General features: G+C 68.9%; 19 protein-coding genes and 1 riboswitch. Of the genes, 10 read left to right on the top strand and 9 right to left on the bottom strand.

The window, feature by feature from the left end:
• Together ACWELJ_RS11895 and ACWELJ_RS11890 are read right to left on the bottom strand one after the other, a co-directional pair.
• Positions 1-2,376: helix-turn-helix transcriptional regulator (locus ACWELJ_RS11895; protein WP_452366155.1), on the bottom strand; the 2,376-nt coding region annotated here is incomplete at its 3' end.
• Positions 2,377-2,440: 64 nt separating this feature from the next.
• Positions 2,441-3,262, bottom strand: coding sequence for an MmyB family transcriptional regulator (locus tag ACWELJ_RS11890; protein WP_452366154.1), 822 nt, complete (start codon positions 3,260-3,262; stop codon positions 2,441-2,443).
• Between the two features lie 102 nt (positions 3,263-3,364).
• Between ACWELJ_RS11890 and ACWELJ_RS11885 the strand changes: the two genes are divergently transcribed.
• Positions 3,365-3,901, top strand: coding sequence for a YceI family protein (locus ACWELJ_RS11885; protein WP_452366153.1), 537 nt, complete (start codon positions 3,365-3,367; stop codon positions 3,899-3,901).
• Positions 3,902-3,984: 83 nt separating this feature from the next.
• On the opposite strand, the gene ACWELJ_RS11880 is transcribed toward ACWELJ_RS11885, so the two are convergent.
• The 3 genes from ACWELJ_RS11880 to ACWELJ_RS11870 all read right to left on the bottom strand — a co-directional run bounded on the left by ACWELJ_RS11880 (position 3,985) and on the right by ACWELJ_RS11870 (position 7,532).
• Positions 3,985-5,082 carry a CaiB/BaiF CoA transferase family protein gene (locus ACWELJ_RS11880; protein ID WP_452366152.1) on the bottom strand — a complete coding sequence of 366 codons (1,098 nt, stop codon included), beginning with the start codon at positions 5,080-5,082 and terminating at the stop codon, positions 3,985-3,987.
• Positions 5,083-5,182: 100 nt separating this feature from the next.
• Positions 5,183-6,049, bottom strand: coding sequence for an amidohydrolase family protein (locus ACWELJ_RS11875; protein ID WP_452366151.1), 867 nt, complete (start codon positions 6,047-6,049; stop codon positions 5,183-5,185).
• A 91-nt stretch (positions 6,050-6,140) separates the two neighbouring features.
• Positions 6,141-7,532 carry an FAD-dependent oxidoreductase gene (locus ACWELJ_RS11870; RefSeq protein WP_452366150.1) on the bottom strand — a complete coding sequence of 464 codons (1,392 nt, stop codon included), beginning with the start codon at positions 7,530-7,532 and terminating at the stop codon, positions 6,141-6,143.
• Between the two features lie 223 nt (positions 7,533-7,755).
• Between ACWELJ_RS11870 and ACWELJ_RS11865 the strand changes: the two genes are divergently transcribed.
• From ACWELJ_RS11865 to ACWELJ_RS11855, 3 genes are all read left to right on the top strand, one after another.
• A complete protein-coding gene (locus tag ACWELJ_RS11865; RefSeq protein ID WP_452366149.1) occupies positions 7,756-8,190 on the top strand; it encodes an Rv0361 family membrane protein in 435 nt (144 codons plus the stop codon).
• 63 nt (positions 8,191-8,253) lie between these two features.
• Positions 8,254-8,369: riboswitch (SAM riboswitch) on the top strand.
• 29 nt (positions 8,370-8,398) lie between these two features.
• Positions 8,399-8,821 (top strand): rhodanese-like domain-containing protein, encoded by a 423-nt coding sequence (locus ACWELJ_RS11860; protein ID WP_452366159.1) that lies wholly within the window; start codon positions 8,399-8,401, stop codon positions 8,819-8,821.
• Positions 8,818-10,032, top strand: a complete 1,215-nt coding sequence (locus ACWELJ_RS11855; RefSeq protein WP_452366148.1) for an O-succinylhomoserine sulfhydrylase — start codon at positions 8,818-8,820, stop codon at positions 10,030-10,032. The genes ACWELJ_RS11860 and ACWELJ_RS11855 overlap by 4 nt, the downstream gene beginning before the upstream one ends.
• Before the next feature lie 83 nt (positions 10,033-10,115).
• Here the strand turns inward: ACWELJ_RS11855 and ACWELJ_RS11850 are convergent, their stop codons facing one another.
• Positions 10,116-10,517 carry a nitroreductase family deazaflavin-dependent oxidoreductase gene (locus ACWELJ_RS11850; RefSeq protein ID WP_452366147.1) on the bottom strand — a complete coding sequence of 134 codons (402 nt, stop codon included), beginning with the start codon at positions 10,515-10,517 and terminating at the stop codon, positions 10,116-10,118.
• Between the two features lie 132 nt (positions 10,518-10,649).
• Here ACWELJ_RS11850 and ACWELJ_RS11845 point away from each other — a divergent pair, with 132 nt between their 5' ends.
• On the top strand, positions 10,650-11,306 hold the full coding sequence (locus ACWELJ_RS11845; protein WP_452366146.1) for a TetR/AcrR family transcriptional regulator: 657 nt from the start codon (positions 10,650-10,652) through the stop codon (positions 11,304-11,306).
• Here ACWELJ_RS11845 and ACWELJ_RS11840 read toward each other — a convergent pair.
• The gene (locus ACWELJ_RS11840) at positions 11,265-11,510 is read right to left on the bottom strand and encodes a hypothetical protein (RefSeq protein WP_452366145.1); all 246 of its coding nucleotides are present in this window, start codon (positions 11,508-11,510) and stop codon (positions 11,265-11,267) included. The genes ACWELJ_RS11845 and ACWELJ_RS11840 overlap by 42 nt on opposite strands.
• Before the next feature lie 337 nt (positions 11,511-11,847).
• On the opposite strand from ACWELJ_RS11840, the gene ACWELJ_RS11835 reads away from it, so the two are divergent.
• Both ACWELJ_RS11835 and ACWELJ_RS11830 read left to right on the top strand, forming a co-directional pair.
• Entirely contained in the window at positions 11,848-12,489 is a 642-nt protein-coding gene (locus ACWELJ_RS11835) for a type 1 glutamine amidotransferase family protein (RefSeq protein WP_452366144.1), read from the top strand.
• Positions 12,486-12,941, top strand: a complete 456-nt coding sequence (locus tag ACWELJ_RS11830; RefSeq protein WP_452366143.1) for a MarR family winged helix-turn-helix transcriptional regulator — start codon at positions 12,486-12,488, stop codon at positions 12,939-12,941. The genes ACWELJ_RS11835 and ACWELJ_RS11830 overlap by 4 nt, the downstream gene beginning before the upstream one ends.
• On the opposite strand, the gene ACWELJ_RS11825 is transcribed toward ACWELJ_RS11830, so the two are convergent.
• Positions 12,942-13,700 (bottom strand): HAD-IIA family hydrolase, encoded by a 759-nt coding sequence (locus ACWELJ_RS11825; protein WP_452366158.1) that lies wholly within the window; start codon positions 13,698-13,700, stop codon positions 12,942-12,944. It abuts the gene before it with no gap.
• Between the two features lie 193 nt (positions 13,701-13,893).
• Here ACWELJ_RS11825 and fgd point away from each other — a divergent pair, with 193 nt between their 5' ends.
• From fgd to ACWELJ_RS11810, 3 genes are all read left to right on the top strand, one after another.
• A complete protein-coding gene (gene fgd, locus ACWELJ_RS11820) occupies positions 13,894-14,901 on the top strand; it encodes a glucose-6-phosphate dehydrogenase (coenzyme-F420) (RefSeq protein ID WP_452366142.1) in 1,008 nt (335 codons plus the stop codon).
• Positions 14,902-15,012: 111 nt separating this feature from the next.
• Entirely contained in the window at positions 15,013-17,091 is a 2,079-nt protein-coding gene (gene pta / locus ACWELJ_RS11815) for a phosphate acetyltransferase (protein ID WP_452366141.1), read from the top strand.
• Complete coding sequence (locus ACWELJ_RS11810; RefSeq protein WP_452366140.1) at positions 17,092-18,288, top strand: acetate kinase; 1,197 nt, start codon at positions 17,092-17,094, stop codon at positions 18,286-18,288. It abuts the gene before it with no gap.
• Between the two features lie 198 nt (positions 18,289-18,486).
• On the opposite strand, the gene ACWELJ_RS11805 is transcribed toward ACWELJ_RS11810, so the two are convergent.
• Positions 18,487-20,937 (bottom strand): serine/threonine-protein kinase PknG, encoded by a 2,451-nt coding sequence (locus ACWELJ_RS11805; RefSeq protein ID WP_452366139.1) that lies wholly within the window; start codon positions 20,935-20,937, stop codon positions 18,487-18,489.
• Position 20,938: the final 1 nt, after the last annotated feature.

Here is a 20,938-nt window from a genome sequence, read left to right as displayed (position 1 = left end):
CGCTTCCTCGCCGCGCTGGCCCGGCTGCTGGAAACGGTCGCGGTGCAGCCCGATACGGCGATCGGCGATATCGATCTGCTCGGCGCGGGCATGCGCCTGCGCGGCGGCGTCGGCGGCCGACAGCATCGCCCCGATGGATTCGAATTCCGCTGCGGCGGTGTCCAATCCGGGCCCGTCGTGGGCGGCGACCGCCACCGCGTGCCGGGCCTGCACCTGCACCAGCCGCCCGTCGATGCGCGCCGCCAGATCGGCGAGCCGTCCGGCTACCGTCGAATCGCCGAAGCGGGCGGCGGTGTGCAGCGCCATCGCCTCGACAGCGTGCTGATGCGACCGCGCGGCCAGGTCGGCGGCGCCGATAGCGAGCCGGACCGCGGGTGTCGCGGTGCCCTCGGCGGCGGCCTGCATCGCACGCGCCAAGTCCAGCAGCGCCTCGTACACCGCGCTGTGCCGGCCGCCCCGGAAGGACGCGGCCGCAATGGCTTCCGCGGCGTCGGCGGACCGCCCGAGCGCCGAATAGGCCTCCGCGAGGCGCAGCTGGGCCGGGAACATCCAGGCCGCCGCGCCCTCGGTGGTGAGCGCCGCGAGCGCCTGCTCGAGATTGTCGATGCCCTGGGGGAACTTGCCCTGCGCCACATCCACGGTGCCCTGCAGGATCTTGGCCAGGCCCCAGGCCAGGTATTGCCCGGCGGAGGAGAACGGGTAGGGCCGGTTGGCGCATCCCCGTGCGGCTTCGAGTTCGCCGGTGAAGGTGAGTGCCAGGACTTCCGCGTGCGTGAACATGAACCGGTTCAAGCCGTCGATGTGCGGTTCCACGGCGTGCCCGCGCGCGGCGTACTGCCGGGCCGCCTCGCCGCGCCCCATGAGCGCCAGCGCGAGCCCGCCGCCGAACGCGGCCCAGTACACCGCCCAGGGCGGCGCCTCGGGCGTGGACATGACCGATTCGGCGAGGGTGAACGCCTCCTCGATCCGGTTCTCGTTGACCGCGCACGCGGAGGCCAGGCCGTCCAGTGCCGCAATGATTTTCGGGTGGCTGACCCGTTTGCGCACCGAGGCCAGCACCTCGTCGGCGCGGTCGGCGTCGCCCATGGACCACAGCAGATTCGCGACCCGGGTGCTGCCCCAGCGTGCCAGCTGGACCTCGGTGAGCTGGTCGGGGTCGAAGCCGGCGAGGGTGCGTTCGGCTTCGATGCGATGGCCCTGCCAGAGCAGGGCGCGGGCGAGCAGATCGGCGGCTTCGACGCCGCCCTGTCGTTCCACCGCGGCACGCGCGAACCGTTCTCCCAGTGGCAGATTCGCCAGGCTGATGGCGTCGGCGGCCGCGGCCTGGAACAGTTCCAGGTCGGCTGATTTGTCGCTGTCCAAGGCCAATTCGGCGAGCCGTATGCGTTCGGAGGCCGAGTTGACGGGCCGGTCCTTGAGCGAGGAGTACAGCCGTCCGCGCAGCCGCCGCGCCGACGCGATGCCCAGTCGCCGCCGGATCACCTCGCCGAACAGCGGATGGTTGTAGCGCACCAGCAGCTGGTGCCCGTTCTCGACAATCCTGATGAGCCCACGGGTTTCGGCCGATTCGACGGCCTCCTCGCCCGCGATCTCCGATAACACGTCCAGGTCGATGGGCTCGCAGAAGGTGAGCAGTTCCAGCACCCGCAGCACCGATTCGGGCAGCTGTTCCACCCGATCCTCCAGCAGCGCGGCCAGTTCCGAGGTGACGGCGGCCCGCCCGCGCAGCTGCCACACCCCGTTGACCTGCCGCAGCGTGCCCGCCTCCAGCGCGCCGTCGACGAGGTGGCGCAGGAAAAGCGCGTTGCCGCCGGAGGATTCCCACATCAGGTTGGCGGTGAAGCCCTCGAGCTGCCCGCCCAGCATGGATTCCACGAGTTCGACGCTCTGCCGCTGGGTGAACGGTTTGAGGTCCAGGCGCAGCAGGTGCCCGTCCTTCCACAGCGAGGTGATCGCGTCGGGCACCTGCACTCCGCTGCGCACGGTGGCGACGATGTGTGCGGCCTTGTCGATGGCCAGTTGCAGCAGCAGGGTGGCGGAGAGCTGGTCGAGCAGATGGGCGTCGTCGACGCCGATGATGGTGTGCCCGTCGGCGAGCAGCGCTTCGCGGGCGGCGGCCATGAAGGTCACCGGGTCGTGGGCGGTGTACACCCCCACCATGTGCGCGAAGACCCCGAGCGGAATGCTGCGGGCGGATTCGGTGCCGGCCACCCAGCGGACGTTTCCCGCGGCGGCGGTGGCCATCCGCGCCAGCGTGGTTTTCCCGACCCCCGCGTCACCCGTGAGCACCACACCGACGAAGTCGCCGCCGGTGAGCGCCGACCTGATCGATTCGAGCTCGTTCTCCCGTTCGACCATCGGCCAATTCCGAGCCATGGATCAACTGTAGTTCGCCGGGTCCGCCCCGGCAGCCGGAACGCGGGCCTGCGAGCTGCGGTTTTTATTCGTTGACCAGCCGCAATCCAGGGGTTCGGGCGTGTCGCCGGTCGACCAGCCAGATCATGACAGTCTGGTCCGCCGCCGGATCCAGGGTCTCCACCTCGACCTCCACCTCGCCGCGCAGCGGGTGTCGCAGGCGCACCACGACGGAACGGAAGTCGGTGAGCCGGTGCTCACGCCAGCGCCGCTCGAATTCGGGATTGCGGCTCAGGTTCTCGATGGTCCGGGCGACCGAGGGGTCGTCGGGGAACCGGGTGACGGCGGCGCGCAGTGCGGAGGTGACCATGTCGGCGACGTCGGCCCAGTTCAGGAAGGTTTTCTGGGCGGCCGGGTGGTCGAAGACGTAGATGGCGAAGTTGTTGTGCGCCTCGGTGTCGAACATGCCGAGCGGTTCGGTGAAGTCGCGGAAGGACGGGTTCCAGGACAGCAGGTTCAGCCAGCGGCCGAGCACGAAGGCCGGGGTGGGCTGCAGGGCGTCGATGACGGCCTGGATGGTGTCGGAGACCTGTTCGCGGGCCTGTCCGGCGGCCGGGCAGGTGGTCTTCTGTTCCAGGCTCAGGGCCAGCTTGCCGAAGTGGTGTTTCTCGACTTCGTTGAGCCGCAGGGCATCCGCGAGCGCGGCGAGCACGGCGGTGGAGGGGTTGGTGTCGCGGCCCTGTTCGAGCCGGGCCAGGTAGTCTGCGCTGACTCCGGCGAGCGCGGCCACCTCCTCGCGGCGCAGGCCGGGTGTGCGCCGGCGGCGGCCGCTGGGCAGGCCGACGTCCTCGGGCTGCAGCTGGGCGCGTCGGGCGATCAGGAACTCGGCGAATTCGGAACGGGACACCCTTCCATACTGCCTGGTCCGTGTTCCGTTATCCCAGCCCTGCCAGTCCCCGGATAACCACGGTGTGGATAAACGGACCGGAGTCCACTTACGGTAGGTGACATGACGACTTCCGAGCAGACCACCCTCGCCGCCGGCTCCTGGACCCTGGACGCCGCCCACTCCTCGGTGAACTTCACCGTCAAGCACCTGGGCATCTCCAAGGTCCGCGGCCGCTTCAACCGCTTCGAGACCGGTTTCGTGGTCAACGAGGCCGGCGAGGCCGCCATCGAGGCCACCATCTACTTCGACTCCTTCGACACCGGCAACGAGATGCGCGACGGCCACGTCCGCAGCGCCGACATCCTCGATGTCGCCAACCGCCCGCACCTGACCTTCCGCGTGCCGGAGCCCGTCGCCCTGGCCGAGGAGTTCGAGGTCACCGGCGAGGCCACCATCGGCGGCATCACCAAGCCGGTCACCCTCGCGGTCGAGTGGGGCGGCGTGCAGGTCTTCCCGCAGGACAACAAGCAGCACGCCGGCTTCAACGCCACCGGCACCATCAAGCGCAGCGAATTCGAGGTCGCCCCGGGCATGCCGAACGCCATGCTGAGCGACAAGATCGCCATCGAGCTCGATATCCAGCTCGTCGCGCCGTAATTCCAGCACCACCAACCGCCGCATCGGAAAAGTCAACGCCCCCTGGGTAATTCCACAGGGGGCGTTCGGCTGTCCGGGAAAGGCTAGTCGGCCCAGACGGTTTCGATCGGGGTGCCCGCGGTCGGCGGCGGTGTCGGCACGCCGCCCGGGGTGCGCGAGAAGCGCGGGGCCGGGGCGTGCTGCACGACGCCGTCGATCTCGATGAGACCGGTGCGGGCCTGGATGTGCGGGTTCCGCTCGGCCTCGGTGAAGGTCAGCACCGGGGTGGTGCAGGCGTCGGTGTGCTCGAAGATCGCCCACCACTCGTCGCGGGTCTTGGTCTTGAACTTCTCGGTGAACAGCTTGCGCAGCTGGTCCTGGCCGTTGGGGTCGAGCTGGTTGGGCAGGCCCTCGGGCGAGATCTCCAGGCCGGCGAGCAGTTCGGCGTAGAACTGCGGCTCGATGCAGCCGACGGCCATGTACTTGCCGTCGGAGGTCTCGTAGGTGTCGTAGAACGCCATGCCGGTGTCGAGCAGGTTGGTGCCGCGCTCATCGGACCACAGGCCCACGCCCTTCATGCCCCAGATCATGTGCGAGAGCGCGAGCGCGCCGTCGATCATGGCGGCGTCGATGACCTGGCCCTGGCCGGAGTTCTGGCGTTCCACCAGCGCGGCCAGGATGCCGAAGACCAGGAACATGGAACCGCCGCCGAAGTCGCCGACCATGTTCAGCGGCGGGACCGGCCGTTCGCCCTTGCGGCCGATGGCGTTCAGCACACCGGTGAGCGAGATGTAGTTGATGTCGTGGCCGGCGCGGTCGGCCATCGGGCCGTACTGGCCCCAGCCGGTCATGCGGCCGTAGACCAGACGCGGGTTGCGTTCCAGGGCCGCGTCGGGGCCCAGGCCCATGCGCTCGGTGACGCCGGGGCGGAAGCCCTCGAGCAGCACGTCGGCCTTGTCGATGAGGCCGAGCACCTTCTCGATGTCGGCCGGATCCTTGAGGTTGGCCTCGACGATGGTGCGGCCGCGCCACTGCGGGCGTTCCATGAAGCCGGGCAGCATGCCGGGCCGCTGCACCCGGACCACGTCGGCGCCGAGGTCGGCGAGCAGCAGTGCCGCGTGCGGACCGGGGCCGATGCCGGCCAGTTCAACAACCCGGATGCCCGCGAGCGGGCCCTGCTTGGCGGTGGATGGAGTGCTCACGCCCTACCTCGGTTCGTCGTCGAATGCTGCGCACCGGCTCACCCGCCGGTGTTGACGCTATGACAATAACGCGAAGGTCTCCGGGCGCGGAGGGCGCGGCCTATCGATCGATACGCGGCAGCGGCAGCGTGTCCGGATGCTGGGGAGCGGGCAGTTCCGAGCGCGGCAACCGCAGTGTCGGCGGTTCCCCGGTCGAGCGGTGCGCGGCCGGGTCCTCGAAATCGCGGACCTTGGCGGGCAGGCCGTAGAAGGCGCGGGCATTGTCTTCCAGGACCTTGTGCAGATCCGAGCCCACCGAGTCGGCGATCAGGGAGATGTCGGCGTCGCGGAAGGGCCGCCCGGCCCGGGTGCCCGGCAGATCGGTGCCGAACATGAGGGCTTCGGGGTTGACGGTGTGGATCTTGCGCAGCGCCGAGCCGACATTCATGGCCACCCGCCCGAAGCCGGAGGCCTTCACCTTGGCTCCCCGGTCGACCAGGTTGAGCAGGTACGGCAGGCAGTCGTCGGACATGCCGAGGTGGTCGATGGACAGCTTGGGCAGTTTGGTGATGACCGGTTCCAGCGAGCCCAGCATGGATCCGTCGATGTAGAGCTCGACGTGCCAGCCGGCCAGCTCGTAGGCGCGCAGCGCCAGCATGGTCAGCCCCACGATGTCGCCGCCGGCGCGCTTGAGGTTGAACCGGATCGCGCGGACCCCGGCCCTGCTCAGTTCGAGGATCTCGGCGTCGGTGGCGTCGACGTGCAGATTGGTGACGCCGACCCAGCCCTCGCCGAGTTCGGCGAGGGCGGCCAGCAGATAGCTCTGATCGGTGCCCTGGAAGGACCCGCTGACCACCGCGCCACCGTCGATATCGAAGCGGGACATGCGCTTGCGATAGTCGGCGATGGTGTACGGGTCGGGCAGGTAGCCCTCGTTCTCGACCAGCGGGAACCGCGGATCGAAGATGTGGAGATGGGCATCGAACACGTGATCAGCATGCCTCAGAACGGTGACAAGTGTGGACAACCTTGTCCGGCAGGCGGATTCACGCTGGTCACGACGTTGGGCCGGTGACCGCTCAGGAGGCCTTGTCGGGCTCGGAGGCGGCCAGCATCTCGTCGCGCTCGACGACCTTGACCCGCTCGCGGCCCTGCGGCTCGCCGAGGGCGCGCTCGTGCGCGTCCAGGCGGTACCAGCCGGCCCAGGTGGTGAACGGGATGCCCTTGCCCTCGAGGAACGCGGTGACCGCCTCCGGCTCCGGCTTGTCGGCCGGGACGAAGCCGGCGGCGTCGTCGAGCAGGCAGGCGATGGTCTCGTTGGCGTCGCCCTTGGTGTGGCCGATGAGGCCGACCGGGCCGCGCTTGATCCAGCCGGTCACGTAGGTAGCGGGCATGTAGCGAGCCGCGTCGTCGGCGTCCTCGTCGACGAGCACGCGCCCGGCCTCGTTGGGCACGGTGCCGGCCTGGTCGTCGAAGGGCAGGGCCGGGATGTTCTGCGACAGGTAGCCGACCGCGCGGTACACGGCCTGGATGTCCCAGTCCTTGAATTCGCCGGTGCCCTTGCAGTTTCCGGTGCCGTCGAGCTGGGTGCGCTCGGTGCGCAGGCCCACGACCTTGCCGTCCTCGCCGAGGATCTCCGAGGGGTTCTCGAAGAAGTGCAGGAACAGCTTGTGCGGGCGGTCGCCGACGTCGCGGATGGCCCACTGCTCGAGGGTGTTGCAGATCATGTCGACCTGCTTCGAATGACGGCGTGCCGCTTCCGAACCCTCGTCGTAGTCGATGTCCTCCGGATCGACGATGACCTCGATGGTCGGCGAGTGGTCGAGCTCGCGCAGCTCGAGCGGGGTGAACTTGGCCTGGGCGGGACCGCGGCGGCCGAACACGTGCACCTCGAGCGCCTTGTTGGCCTTGAGGCCCTCGTAGACGTTCGGCGGGATCTCGGTCGGCAGCAGCTCGTCGCCGGTCTTGGCGAGCACGCGGGCCACGTCCAGGGCGACGTTGCCGACGCCGAGGACCGCGACCTTCTCGGCCTCCAGCGGCCAGGTGCGGGCGACGTCGGGGTGGCCGTCGTACCAGGACACGAAGTCCGCGGCGCCGTAGGAGCCGTCCAGGTCGATGCCCGGCACGCCCAGCGCGCGGTCGGCGTTGGCGCCGGTGGAGAAGATGACCGCGTCGTAGAACTGGCGCAGGTCCTCGAGGGTGATGTCGACGCCGTAGTCGATATTGCCCAGCAGGCGGACCTGCGGCTTGTCGAGCACCTTGTGCAGCGCGGTGATGATGCCCTTGATGCGCGGGTGGTCGGGCGCGACGCCGTAGCGGATCAGGCCGAAGGGCGCGGGCATGCGCTCGTAGAGATCGATGCTCACGTCCGCGTCGGACTTCATCAACGCGTCGGCGGCGTAGATGCCGGCCGGTCCTGCGCCCACGATCGCAATGCGTAGCGGGCGGGTCGCTGCACTCTGTTCGGTCATTCTTCCGCGCACCCTTTGGGTCGAAACTAAATTGCCGTCAAAAACTCAGCCGTCGCTCTTAGCTTAGGCTAAGTTGACGCTCTGGCCTCGGCGACCTCCGTTGGCCCCCGACGCTGCAGCGTTGCTGCGTAGTCTTGCTATTCCCGCGCTGGGGCGGGAAATTCTGCTGATTCTATCGATGGCACGCGCCGGCCCTCACAAGGGGACCAGGCATGATCTACCCATGAGCGACGCCGAGGAGACCCCGGTCCGGATCGACCAGAACGAGACCCGCAGCATGTGGCCGTTCCTGGTGGCGGCGGGAATCATCGCGGTCGTGATCCTCGGGATCGTGGTCGCGTCGGTGGTGTCGCCGGTTGAGAAGAATGTCACAGATTCCGATCGGCTCTCGGCGGCTGCGGACGCGTTCATCCGGTCCCGGCAGGACACCGGGAAATACGATCCGCGCCTGCAGTGTCAGGCCTTCGACGACAAGCTCTCGCCCTTGCGAATCGCGGTCGAGACCGGCGGAACCATCGCCTACAGCAAGCTGACCGACGCGACTGTGCAGGGCGACGCGGCGACCGCGCAGGTCTCCTTCACCGTCGCGGGCGCGCCGACCACCGCGCCCTGGCACTTCGCCAAGGAGAATTCCCGCTGGTTGGTCTGTAATTCGTGACATCGGCCGAAAGCGCCGCCGGGGTTTGACAGTGGGGACGGTTCTTCGGCAATCTCAATCCCAGGTCATGAGTACCAGCGCCAAGCCCCGGCTGGCTGGTCGGCAACCCTCCTCCGCGGTGGGGTGCTCCGGGTGACGACCTGGCCTCGCATCGGACAGCGATGCGGCAAGTGCGGATTCTCAGGAGGTTCGAGTGAGCGCGGCGCATATGAAATACGAGGGTGACATCACGCCGAAGCAGGCGTGGGAGTTGTTGCGCGACAACCCCGATGCGGTTCTGGTGGACGTGCGCACCGAGGCCGAGTGGCGGTTCGTCGGCGTGCCCGACACCAGCGGCATCGGCCGCCCGACCGCGCTGATCGAGTGGGTCGACGTCACCGGCACCCCGAATGCCCGGTTCGCGGATCTGCTGAAGCAGTCGCTGGCCCACCGGACTTCGGATTCGGAGGCGCCGGTCATCTTCATCTGTCGCTCCGGCCAGCGTTCGATCGGCGCGGCCACCGCCGCCACCACGCTCGGCATCACCCCTTCGTTCAATGTGGTCGACGGCTTCGAGGGTGCGCTCGACGGCCAGGGCCACCGCGGCAGCACCGGCTGGCGCGCCGACGGACTTCCGTGGAGGCAGTCATGATCACCGGCGGCTCTTTCGAGAAACCGCTTCCCGAGGGCGTCGGCCCCGCCACCCAGGCGGTACGCGGCGGCACCCGGCGTTCCGGCTTCGACGAGACCTCCGAGGCGTTGTTCCTCAATTCGGGTTTCGTCTACGAGAGCGCCGAGGCGGCCGAGGCCTCCTTCACCGGCGATATCGAGCACTTCGTGTACTCGCGCTACGGCAACCCGACGGTCGCCATGTTCGAGGAGCGGCTGCGCCTGATCGACGGCGCGGAAGCCTGTTTCGCGACCGCGTCGGGCATGTCGGCGGTGTTCACCGCGCTGGGTGCGCTGTTGTCCGCCGGTGACCGGCTGGTCGCGGCGCGCAGCCTGTTCGGCTCCTGCTTCGTGGTGGCCAACGAGATCCTGCCGCGCTGGGGCGTGGAGACGGTGTTCGTCGACGGCGAGGACCTGAACCAGTGGGAGCAGGCGCTGTCCGTTCCCACCCAGGCCGTCTTCTTCGAGACCCCCTCGAACCCGATGCAGACCCTCACCGATGTGCGCGCGGTCTCGGATCTGGCGCATGCCGCGGGCGCGAAGGTGGTGCTGGACAACGTCTTCGCCACTCCGCTGCTGCAGCGCGGCTTCGACCTGGGCGCGGATATCACCGTCTACTCGGGCACCAAGCACATCGACGGCCAGGGCCGGGTGCTCGGCGGCGCGATCCTGGGCCCGCAGGACTACATCGACGGCCCGGTGAAGAACCTGATGCGCCACACCGGTCCGGCGCTGAGCCCGTTCAACGCCTGGACCCTGCTCAAGGGCCTGGAGACGATGCCGCTGCGGCTGCGCCAGTCGGTGGACTCGGCGCTGAGGATCGCCCAGTTCCTGGAGTCGCATCCGGCGGTGGCGTGGGTGAAGTACCCGTTCCTGTCCTCGCATCCGCAGTACGAGCTGGCCAAGCGCCAGATGTCGGGCGGCGGCACGGTGATCACCTTCGAGCTGAAGGCCGCCGACAACGAGGCCAAGAAGCGCGCCTTCGAGGTCTTGAACCGCCTGCGGATCGTCGACATCTCCAACAACCTCGGCGACGCCAAGACCCTGATCACTCACCCCGCCACCACCACCCACCGTGCCATGGGCCCGGAAGGCCGTGCGGCCGTGGGCATTACCGACGGCGTCCTGCGCATCTCCATCGGCCTGGAGGACGTGGAGGATCTCCTCAACGACCTGGACCACGCGCTGAGCTGATCCGACGATCTTTCCGAAGGGCCGGAACCCACTGGGTTCCGGCCCTTTTCGATGGGCCGATCGGGCGCTGCCGGCCCGGTGGATCAGTGCGCGGATCCGGATTCGAAGGTCACCGCGTTGCCGAGGTCCATGCGTAGGAATTCGGTGATGCGGAACAGCTTCGGCGGGCGGGCGGCATCCGCCGGCAGCGACTGGAAGGCCTCGGCTTCCCCGACGATGCGCGGGGCGGCGAGTTCCACGTCCCGGCCGCCGATCCGCAGGGATGCGCCGCCGGCCGCCAGGACATTGCGCACCCAGTCCGCGCGCGAGCCGTAGACCAGCACGAACACATACCCTCCCGGGACGGGATGGGCGTCGAGCGGGGTGCGGTAGATCGTGCCCGAGGTGCGGCCGATATGCGTCAGCACCGGCCATGTCCCGTTCGCGATCGCGCGCGGGTTGAACAGCCTCTTGTTGACGTGCCCCCACCATCTCGGCATCGGCATCGGAGTCTCCTTCTCTTACGAGTGTAAGGCTGGCTTACGACTGTAAGGTAGGCTTACGGGCGTAAGCCTGTCAATACCTTCGAACCGGGAGCCGCCGTGCCGCGCCGATCGCAACCACTCAGCAGGGAACGTGTGCTGGATGCCGCCATCCGGGTGGCGGATCGCGGTGGCGCGGAATCGATCTCGATGCGGCGGGTGGCCCAGGAACTCGGCGTGGAGGCGATGTCCCTGTATCACCACGTGCCCAACAAGGAGGCCATCCTCGACGGGGTGGTGGATGCGGTGTTCGCGGCGATCGACCTGCCGGATCCCGGCCGCGCGGACTGGCGGGACGCGATTCGGGTGCGCGCCCATTCCGCCCGGCGGGTGCTGTCGCGGCACCACTGGGCGCTGGGGCTGATGGACTCCCGCCGCGATCCCGGCCCCGCCACGCTCGGGCACCACGACGCGGTGCTCGGAGTCCTGAAAGCGGCCGGGTTCACGCTGGCCGACGCCGCGCACGCCATCTCGCTCATCGACAGCTATATCGGCGGTTACGTTCTGCAGGAAGCGAATCTGCCCGTCGCGACCCCCGCCGATGTCGAGGAAGTGGCGAGCGACATCCTCGAGCGCCTGCCCGCCGATCGGTACCCGCACCTGCGCGAGCTGATCACCGATCACGCCCTGCGGCCGGGCTACGACCACACGGGCGAGTTCACCTACGGCCTGGATCTGATCCTGGACGCGCTCGAGGCCCGCCGCGATCCGCTAGTCCCAATCGAACCAATCGAAGAAGTCGAACGGCAGTAGATGCTTGAGCCATCCCGGCGGGATGCCCCAGCCCGGAGGGAACAGGAAGTGCTTGGCGTCCCAGCCTTGGTTCACGTGCTGATCGACAGGGGTGGGGTTGTAGTTGGTGACCACATCGGCCTGGGTCGGGACGGTCACCGCGGTGACCGGAGCCACCGCAATAGCACCGGCGAGGATGGCCCGAGCCACCGTGTGCCTGGTCATTGCGAACATTGCTGAACCTTTCTGATGATCGAACGGTCGCGAGCCGGTCACCGCGTGGGGTTGCTGCCATGGCGCACCTCCGAATCTCCGGTCCGGCGCCGGTCGCACCGGGCGGGTTGGATTCGCGACTCGCGGCGGCGGTGTACGCCGAGGTCGACCGCGCGCGAGGGATGCCACGAAGGCCCAGGGGCAGTGCCGAGGGTTTGCGCCATCGCAGAGGGGGTCGACGTGCGCCATGGTAGGCACTCGAGGTCAACGGCGGGCCACGGTCGAGTCGATTCTTGGGACCTACCCGCATCCATTGACAGCATGCTGTCAAAAATGACAGCATGCTGTCATGATGAAAACAGTTCATATGGCCGTCTACGACACCTTTTCGGACTGGGAGGTCGGCCATGCGACCGCGCACATCAATCGAGAACTCTGGCACCGGGAGCCGGGAACATGGCAGGTCAGGACGGTTGGGAGTAGCGCCGAGCCGGTCACTTCGATGGGCGGCATGCGGGTTCTGCCCGATCTCGTGCTCGACGATCTGAAGCCCGCCGACAGCGCCATGCTGATCCTGCCTGGTCTGGATACCGAGCGGAATCCGGAGGCCTTGGCGGTCTTCGCGCGCAAGGCCCGGGAGTTCCTGACGGCCGGGGTGCCGGTCGCGGCGATCTGCGGCGCCACCTTCGGGCTCGCCCGGGAAGGGCTGCTCGACGATCGGCGGCACACCAGCAATGCCGCGGAATACCTTGCCTACTCGGGATATTCGGGTGGTGAGCGCTATGTCGAGCGGCCGGCCGTCACCGACGGCGACCTGATCACCGCGACCGGCACGCGCCCGGTCGACTTCGCCCACGAGATCCTCGCTCGCCTCGAGATTTTCGAGCCGCACGTGCTCGAGGCGTGGGACCGGCTGTACGGCGACAACGATCCGGCGGGCTTCTACGCCCTGTTCGAATACGAGCAGCAGCGCGCGGCCGCGGCGCGATGACGCGCACCGGGCAGGAACTGTTCGCGACCGCGGCGGTCACGTCGTTCAAGCTGAACGGCCAATTCCTCGGTATCGCCGAGGAATTGGCGAGGCCGTCCGGGATCACGGTGGCGTGGTGGCAGGTGCTCGGCGCGATCCTGCACGAGCCGCTGCCGGTGGCGGGGATCGCCCGCGAGATGGGCATCACCCGGCAGAGCGTGCAGCGCATCGCGGATGTGCTGGAGGGCAAGGGTTTCGTCGAGTACCGGCCGAATCCGGCGCATCGGCGGGCCAAGCTGGTGGCCATCACCGAGTCCGGTCACGACGCGGTCCGCGCGATCGACCCGCAGCATGCGGCGATGGCGAAACGCCTTGTCGCGCAACTGGGAAGGGACGAGTTGGAGCGGGTCGTGGACGCGCTGACCACCCTGTCGGCCGCCCTCGACGCGCTCGAGGGCGACGCGACCGGCTGACTACAGGGCGAACGGGTCCTTGGTCTTGCCGACCAGTGACGCGACCGACGGCAGGATGGCGGTCGGGCGGTACGGGAACTGCTCGACCAGGGCGGGCGTGGAGATGCCGGTGGTGACCAGGATGGTCCGCATGCCGGCCTCCAGGCCGGAGATGACGTCGGTGTCCATGCGGTCGCCGATCATGACGGTGGACTGCGAGTGCGCGCCCAGGCGGCGCAGCGCCGACCGCATCATCAGCGGGTTGGGTTTGCCCACGTAGTACGGCTTCTTGCCGGTGGCCTGGGTGATCAGGGCCGCGACCGAGCCGGTGGCCGGCAGGATGCCCTCGCGCGAGGGCCCGGTGGCGTCGGGGTTGGTGGCGATGAAGCGCGCGCCCGCCGCGATCAGGCGGATGGCGGTGGTGATCGCCTCGAACGAGTAGGTGCGGGTTTCGCCGAGCACCACGTAGTCGGGGTTGGAATCGGTGAGGACGTAACCGATCTCGTGCAGCGCGGTGGTGAGCCCGGATTCGCCGACCACGTAGGCGGTGCCGCCGGGCCGCTGGTCCGCCAGGAAGGTCGCGGTGGCCAGGGCGGAGGTCCAGATGGCTTCCACGGGAATGTCGAGGCCGGTGTGCTGGAGCCGGGCCTGCAGGTCGCGCGCGGTGTAGATGCTGTTGTTGGTGAGCACCAGAAACGGGATCTGGTTCTCGCGCAGTTCGGCGAGGAACTCGTCGGCTCCGGGCACCAGGTGGTTCTCGTGGACCAGGACGCCGTCCATGTCGGTGAGGTAGGAAAGGATCGGTTCTCGGCTCGCGTTGGTCACGCGCATATTCTCCGCTATCCGCGGATCGAAAGCTCATATATTCCTGCGGTGTGACCGCTGCCGCACCGTCTTCCGGCGCTGACTACTGTGCGAAGTAGGCCGTTCGCGCCGACCGGTGCGAGCGCAGCATGGCGACAGGAGTGCCCAGGTGAAGGACCTCAAGCTCGGCTACAAGGCGTCCGCCGAACAGTTCGGCCCGCGTGAGCTGGTGGAGCTCGCGGTGGCGGCGGAGGAGCACGGCCTCGACAGCGCCACGGTCTCCGACCATTTCCAGCCGTGGCGGCACAATGGCGGGCACGCCCCGTTCTCGCTGGCCTTCCTGGCCGCGGTGGGGGAGCGCACCAAGCGCATCCAGCTCGGCACCTCGGTGCTGACCCCGACCTTCCGCTACAACCCGGCGGTGATCGCGCAGGCGTTCGCCACCATGGGCTGCCTGTACCCGGATCGCATCATGCTGGGTGTCGGCTCGGGTGAGGCGCTCAATGAGATCGCGACCGGTTACCAGGGTGAGTGGCCGGAGTTCAAGGAGCGTTTCGCGCGGCTGCGCGAGTCGGTGGAGCTGATGCGCGCGCTGTGGACCGGCGAGCGCGTGGACTTCGACGGCCAGTACTACAAGACCGTCGGCGCCTCCATCTACGACGTCCCCAAGGGCGGCATCCCGGTGTACATCGCGGCGGGCGGCCCGCTGGTGGCCCGGTACGCGGGTCGCGCCGGTGACGGCTTCATCTGCACCTCGGGCAAGGGCATGGACCTCTACACCGAGAAGCTGATGCCCGCCGTCGCGGAGGGTGCGGCCAAGGCGGGCCGTGCGGTCGACGCTATCGACCGCATGATCGAGATCAAGATCTCCTACGACACCGATCCCGCTCTGGCGCTGGAGAACACGCGCTTCTGGGCTCCGCTCTCGCTGAGCGCGGAGCAGAAGCACTCCATCACCGACCCGATGGAGATGGAGGCCGCCGCCGACGCGCTGCCGATCGAGCAGATCGCCAAGCGCTGGATCGTGGCCTCCGACCCCGACCAGGCCGTCGAGCAGATCAAGCCGTACCTGGACGCGGGCCTGAACCACCTGGTCTTCCACGCCCCGGGCCACGACCAGCGCCGCTTCCTGGACCTGTTCGAACGCGATTTGGCTCCTCGCCTGCGCGCTCTCTGAGGGCCTTGCGGAGACCGTCCTCAACGACTTGCCGGGCGGTCTCCGAACCCGCCCCGGAGCGAAGCGGAGGGGCAAATAGATACAGCCATAACGGTCGGTAGGCTTTCGCCCATGGCTGCCGCACCGGTCTCCAGTGTGTACATCGCGTCCCCCGAGGGCGACACCGGCAAATCGACGGTCGCGCTCGGCGTGCTCCAGGCCCTGGCCGCCACCACCCCGCGGGTGGGCGTGTTCCGGCCGATCACCCGGTCCGCCACCGGGCGGGACTACATTCTCGAGCTGCTGCTCGAATACTCCACCGCCGACGTCGACTACGACCAGGCCATCGGCGTCACCTACGAGCAGGTGCACGCGGACCCGGACGCGGCGATCAGCGAGATCGTCATGCGGTATCACGATGTCGCCAAGCACTGCGACGCCGTGCTCATCCTCGGCTCGGACTACACGGATGTGGCCAGCCCCAGCGAGCTGCGCTACAACGCCCGCATCGCGGTCAACCTGGGCGCGCCGGTGCTGCTGGTGGTGCGCGGAATCGGCCGCACCCCAGCCGAACTGGGGCAACTGGTGGAGCTGTGCCGCAGTGAACTCGTCGCCGAGCACGCCAAGCTGGTGGCCGTGATCGCCAACCGCTGTGAGCCCGATCAGCTCGAGGCCGACGCCGAAGCCCTGTCCAAGGCCTGCGCGGTGCCGTCCTGGACGCTGCCGGAGGTGCCGCTGCTGCAGGCCCCCACCATGGAGGAGCTGCGCGAGGCCATCGACGGCGAGATCTACAGTGGCGACCCGGAACTCATGCACCGCGAAGCGCTGCACGTGATGGTGGGCGGCATGACGGCCGAGCACATTCTGGAACGCCTCACCGACGGTGTCGCCGTCATCGCCCCGGGCGACCGCTCCGACGTGCTGCTGGCCCTGGTGAACGCCCATGAGGCGGAAGGTTTTCCGTCACTGGCGGGCATCATCATGAACGGCGGCATCCGCCCGCAGCCGTCGATCGCGCGGCTGATGGCGGGTCTCAAGCCGCGGCTGCCGATCCTGTCCACCGATCTCGGCACCTACGAGACCGCCAAGGCCACGGCGCTGACCCGGGGCCGGGTGTCGCTGTCCAGTATGCGCAAGGTGGACACCGCGCTGGCCGTGATGGAGGAGCGGGTCGATCCGCGAGAACTGCTGCGGCAGATCGAGGTTCCCATCCCGAGCATCGTGACCCCGCAGATGTTCGAGTACCAGCTCATCGAGCGGGCCCGCAACGACCGCAAGCGGATCGTGCTGCCCGAGGGCGACGACGACCGCATCCTGCGCGCCGCGGGCCGGGTGCTGCAACGCAAGATCGCCGACCTCACCATTCTCGGCGACGAGACCACGGCGCGCGGCCGCGCCGCCGAACTGGGCGTGAATATCGACGCCGCCGAAGTGCTCGATCCCCAGACCTGCCCGCTGCGCGACGAATTCGCGGAGGAGTACGCCCGCCTGCGCGCCCACAAGGGCATGACGGTGGACCGCGCCCGCGAATACATGAGTGACATCTCGTATTTCGGCACCATGATGGTGCACATGGGCGTCGCCGATGGCATGGTGTCGGGCGCGGCGCACACCACCGCGCACACCATCCGCCCGTCCTTCGAGATCATCAAGACCGAGCCGGGCGTGTCCACGGTGTCCAGCGTGTTCCTGATGTGCCTGGCGGATCGGGTGCTGGTGTACGGCGACTGCGCGGTGGTGCCGGATCCGACCTCGGATCAGCTGGCCGATATCGCCATCTCGTCGTCTCGGACGGCCGCGCAGTTCGGCATCGATCCGCGCGTGGCCATGCTCTCGTACTCCACGGGCGAGTCGGGTACCGGCGCGGATGTCGACAAGGTGCGCGACGCCACCAAACTGGTGCACGATCGCGCACCGGAACTGCTGGTGGAGGGCCCGATCCAGTACGACGCGGCGATCGAGCCCGCGGTGGCCAAGACCAAGCTGCCCAATTCCGCGGTGGCGGGTCAGGCGACGGTGTTCATCTTCCCGGACCTCAATACCGGCAACAACACCTACAAGGCCGTGCAGCGCAGCGCGGGCGCGGTGGCGATCGGCCCGGTGTTGCAGGGTTTGAACAAGCCGGTCAACGACCTGTCGCGGGGTGCGCTGGTCGCCGATATCGTGAACACGGTCGCCATCACCGCCATTCAGGCGCAGCAGGAGGCGTAAATGAAGGTCCTGGTGATCAATTCCGGATCCTCGTCGATCAAGTACCAGCTGCTGGATCCGGCGACGGCCGACGTGTGCGCGCACGGCATGGTGCAGCGCATCGGCGAGGCGGTGGAGCCGGACGCGGTGACCGTCGAACACCATACGGGCGAGAAGACTTTCGAGTACCAGGGTTCGATCGCCGATCACGCGCAGGGCCTGCGGGTGGTGTTCGACCTGTTCATCGCGAGCGGCCAGGATCTGGCGCACGCCGATCTGGGCGCGGTCGGGCACCGGGTGGTGCACGGCGGTGAGGTGTTCTACGAGCCGACGCTCATCACCGACGAGGTGGTGCGGGCCATCACCGACCTGTCCGCGCTGGCGCCCCTGCACAATCCGCCGAACGTGATCGGCATCGAATCCGCGCGGGCGCTGTTGCCGCAGGTGCCGCAGGTCGCGGTGTTCGACACCGCCTTCTTCCACAATCTGCCCGCCGCCGCCAAGACCTACGCGATCGACGCGGAAACCGCCGCGGCGCACGGGGTTCGCAAGTACGGCTTCCACGGCACCTCGCACGATTACGTGTCCGGGCAGGCGGCGGAGTTCCTCGGCAAGGATCGCGCCGAGCTGAATCAGATCGTGCTGCACCTGGGCAACGGCGCGTCCGCCTCGGCGATTCGCGCGGGGCGGGCGGTGGACACCACCATGGGCCTGACTCCGCTGGAGGGTCTGGTCATGGGCACCCGGTCCGGGGATCTGGATCCGGGTATCATCTTCCATCTGATCCGCACCGCCGGCATGAATGTCGACGATGTGGACGCCCTGCTCAACCGGTATTCCGGGATCAAGGGCCTGTCCGGGGTCAATGACTTCCGCGAGCTGGGCCGCCTCATCGAAACCGGCCATCCCGCCGCGAAACTGGCATTCGACGTCTACATCCACCGGTTGCGGCGCTACCTCGGCGCGTACCTGATCGAGCTGGGCCGGGTGGACGCGATCACGTTCACCGCCGGGGTCGGCGAGAACGACGCGCGGGTGCGCGCGGCGGCGCTGGCCGGTCTGGAGCGCTACGGCATCCGGGTGGACGCCGACCGGAACACCGCGAAAGACCGCACCGCGCGCCGCATCTCGGCCGACGACTCCGAGATCTCGGTGCTGGTGGTGCCGACCAACGAGGAGCTCGCCATCGCCCGCGCGTCCGCACGGCTGGTCGGCTGAGGCATCCTCACGAAAACATCATGATGCGGTCGGCATAGTGGTGCCCGGACCGGTTCCCGCCGGTCCACCGGAACCCGTGTCGCACCACGCACAACCGCGGTCGTGGCCGAAAATCCCTCGCCGGTCACATGGTCCCAGGCTGCCCTCGGGACCGCCGCGGGCGACACGGGACTCCTCCGGATTCGCTGAGACCGGCTGTCAGAACCAGGATTTGGCGCGCACCGCGTTGGCCAGGTCCACCAGCGCGTACCGGTGATTGCGTTCGGGCGCGGACCGGGCCAGCCCGCGTAGCCCCGTCTCGATGCCGCGCCGCAGATCCCGTTCGGTGAACGGCGACCCGAACAGCGTGGAGCCGGCCGACTTCGGTTTGTTCCCGGCCTGCACCCAGCCCAGCGCGATGCCCAGCGACAGGATCCGCAGCTGCGCGGCGCGCCCCTCACCGGGCGGCAGGTCCTGCACGCGTGCCGCCGCCACCTGCAGGGTCGACTCGTCCAGTTCCGCGGCCGGCGCGCTGGTCAGCAGCATGAGGATCGCGGTCATCCGGGCTTCCGCGTAATGCCGGGAGGCGGGCGGCACCTGGTCGAGGGCGTGCACGGCGGCGGTGATGTTCCCGGCCGCCGCGAGCTGCCGGGCCAGGCCGAACGCGGCGCTCACCACGCCCCGGTCGGTGCGCCAGACGGTGGCGTAGTAGTTCTCGGCGTAGGAACGCCATTCCTCGGGGTCCGGCGAATCCCAGTGCTGGAGAATGAGTTCCGCGGTGGCGGCGAGCGCCAGCTTGGGCGCGATCTCGCCGGGCAGCGCTTCCAGCACGGCGTCGAAGCGGGCGAAGGCGCGCTCGTATTCGAGTTCCAGCAGTTCGGTGAGTCCGAGATACCAGTCGATGCGCCAGTCCCAGGCGGGCGGCTCGGGTTCGTCGGTGAGCCGGGCCAGCAGCATGCGCGCGGCGGCGGGCTCGTTCAGGTCCAGGTGGGCGCGGGCCTCGGCGAGGGTGACCTCGAGTTCGAGGGTCTCGGGCGCGCCGCCCGGTTCGGCGGCCCCGCGCTGGCGGGCGTGCCGCAGCTCCTCGAGCGAATGCCGGGGTTCGGGGTGGGCCGCGCCGGCCAGCAGCGGCGCGGACGGGTCGCCCGGATCGATGATGGGCACCGGCAGCGCGGCCACCACGTCACCGGGCTGCAGCAGGGTGTCGCGGGGGACGCCGTCGATGATGCCGTCGGTCTGGGCGATGATCTCGCCGGTGCCGAAGCTGGTGCGCGGCGGGCTGAACAGGGTCGACAGCTGCGGATGCTCGTTGCCGGTCTCCGCGGCCAGGATCTCGCGCAGCACGCCGGTGAGCTGGGCGGCCAGCACCCGCGCGGACGGGAAGCGGTGGTCCGGATCGGGATCGGTGGCGCGCAGCAGCAGCCGGTAGAGGAACTGGTGCTGGGCCAGCAGTGGCTCGTCCGCGGGATCGGGGATACCGTCGACGTAGGCGCCGCGCTCCATCGGCAGGTGCAGGGTGAGCACGGCGAGCGCGCGCCCGACGGTGTAGATGTCCGAGGCCACGGTGGGCCCGGTGTGCGCGATCTCGGGGGCCTGGAATCCCCTGGTGCCGTACAGGTTTCCGTACGCCTCGAACTGGCTGACCGCGCCCAGGTCGATGAGCTCCACCCGATCGGTGGTGATCATGATGTTGTCCGGCTTGAGGTCGTTGTAGGCCAGCCCCACCGAATGCAGATAGTCCAGGGCCGGAAGGATTTCCAGCAGGTAGGCGATGGCCACCGAGACCGGCATGCGGGCGGGCGCGTAATGGTCGAGCAGGTGGCGCAGCGAATGGCCGCCCACGTACTCCATCACGATGTAGCCGATCGGCGTCCCGTCCGGGCCCGGGTGCTCCACGAAATTGTGGATCTTCACGATGCTCGGGTGCACCACCTCGGCGAGGAACTGCCGTTCGGCCAGCGCCACCGCCTGCGCTTCGGCGTCACCGGCGTGCAACAGGCCCTTGAGCACCACCCAGCGGTCGCTCACATTGCGGTCGATGGCGAGGTAGATCCAGCCCAGGCCGCCGTGCGCGATACAGCCCTGGATCTCGTACTGGCCCGCCACCCGGTCGCCCGGATGCAGGGAGGGCCGGAAATCGTAGGGGGCGCCGCAGGTTTGGCAGTCGCCGGCGGTGGTGGACGGCAGCGTCGGGGTGGCCCGACCGACCGGTTTGCCGCAGCGCCAGCAGAATCGGCGGCCCTCGGCGACCACGGGATCGTCGAGCACCGCCTGCTCCGGATCCACCGGCTCCACCGTCGGGATCGGCACCAGGCCCGCTCCGAGTCGCCGCACCACCGGGCGCGGGCGGGCCATGCGGGCGGTGCGCTGGGAGGGCCGGGTGGGGGTGCGCGGTTCGCCCTCGGAGACCGGAACCTCGTCCGCCGGTGGAAGTTCCGGTTCCTCGTCGTCGATACGCGGTGCGCGCTGGGTCATCTCGGTACGCGGGGTGGCCTGGGTCGCGGCGGGCTCGGCGGCGTCACGCGCGGGTTCGGCGTGGCTTCGCTCGGGCACCTGCCGGGTGGTGACCTCGGTGCGGGCGGGCCAGTGCGGTCCGACGCTGGTCGCGTGGGTCGGGACGCCGTCGGCGTCGCCGCGGTCGGGGTGCTGCGGATCGGACGGAGTGCTCATC

The organism is Nocardia sp. NPDC004582 (assembly GCF_053602115.1).
This window is presented reverse-complemented; position numbering and strand designations above follow the sequence as displayed.

Coding starts and splice junctions, on each gene's coding strand:
- ACWELJ_RS11885 (WP_452366153.1), top strand. CDS start 3,365: ATGACGACTTCCGAGCAGACCACCCTCGCCGCCGGCTCCTGGACCCTG.
- ACWELJ_RS11870 (WP_452366150.1), bottom strand. CDS start 7,532: ATGACCGAACAGAGTGCAGCGACCCGCCCGCTACGCATTGCGATCGTG.
- ACWELJ_RS11865 (WP_452366149.1), top strand. CDS start 7,756: ATGAGCGACGCCGAGGAGACCCCGGTCCGGATCGACCAGAACGAGACC.
- ACWELJ_RS11860 (WP_452366159.1), top strand. CDS start 8,399: ATGAAATACGAGGGTGACATCACGCCGAAGCAGGCGTGGGAGTTGTTG.
- ACWELJ_RS11855 (WP_452366148.1), top strand. CDS start 8,818: ATGATCACCGGCGGCTCTTTCGAGAAACCGCTTCCCGAGGGCGTCGGC.
- ACWELJ_RS11850 (WP_452366147.1), bottom strand. CDS start 10,517: ATGCCGATGCCGAGATGGTGGGGGCACGTCAACAAGAGGCTGTTCAAC.
- ACWELJ_RS11840 (WP_452366145.1), bottom strand. CDS start 11,510: ATGACCAGGCACACGGTGGCTCGGGCCATCCTCGCCGGTGCTATTGCG.
- ACWELJ_RS11835 (WP_452366144.1), top strand. CDS start 11,848: ATGATGAAAACAGTTCATATGGCCGTCTACGACACCTTTTCGGACTGG.
- ACWELJ_RS11830 (WP_452366143.1), top strand. CDS start 12,486: ATGACGCGCACCGGGCAGGAACTGTTCGCGACCGCGGCGGTCACGTCG.
- ACWELJ_RS11825 (WP_452366158.1), bottom strand. CDS start 13,700: ATGGACGGCGTCCTGGTCCACGAGAACCACCTGGTGCCCGGAGCCGAC.
- pta (WP_452366141.1), top strand. CDS start 15,013: ATGGCTGCCGCACCGGTCTCCAGTGTGTACATCGCGTCCCCCGAGGGC.
- ACWELJ_RS11810 (WP_452366140.1), top strand. CDS start 17,092: ATGAAGGTCCTGGTGATCAATTCCGGATCCTCGTCGATCAAGTACCAG.
- ACWELJ_RS11805 (WP_452366139.1), bottom strand. CDS start 20,937: ATGAGCACTCCGTCCGATCCGCAGCACCCCGACCGCGGCGACGCCGAC.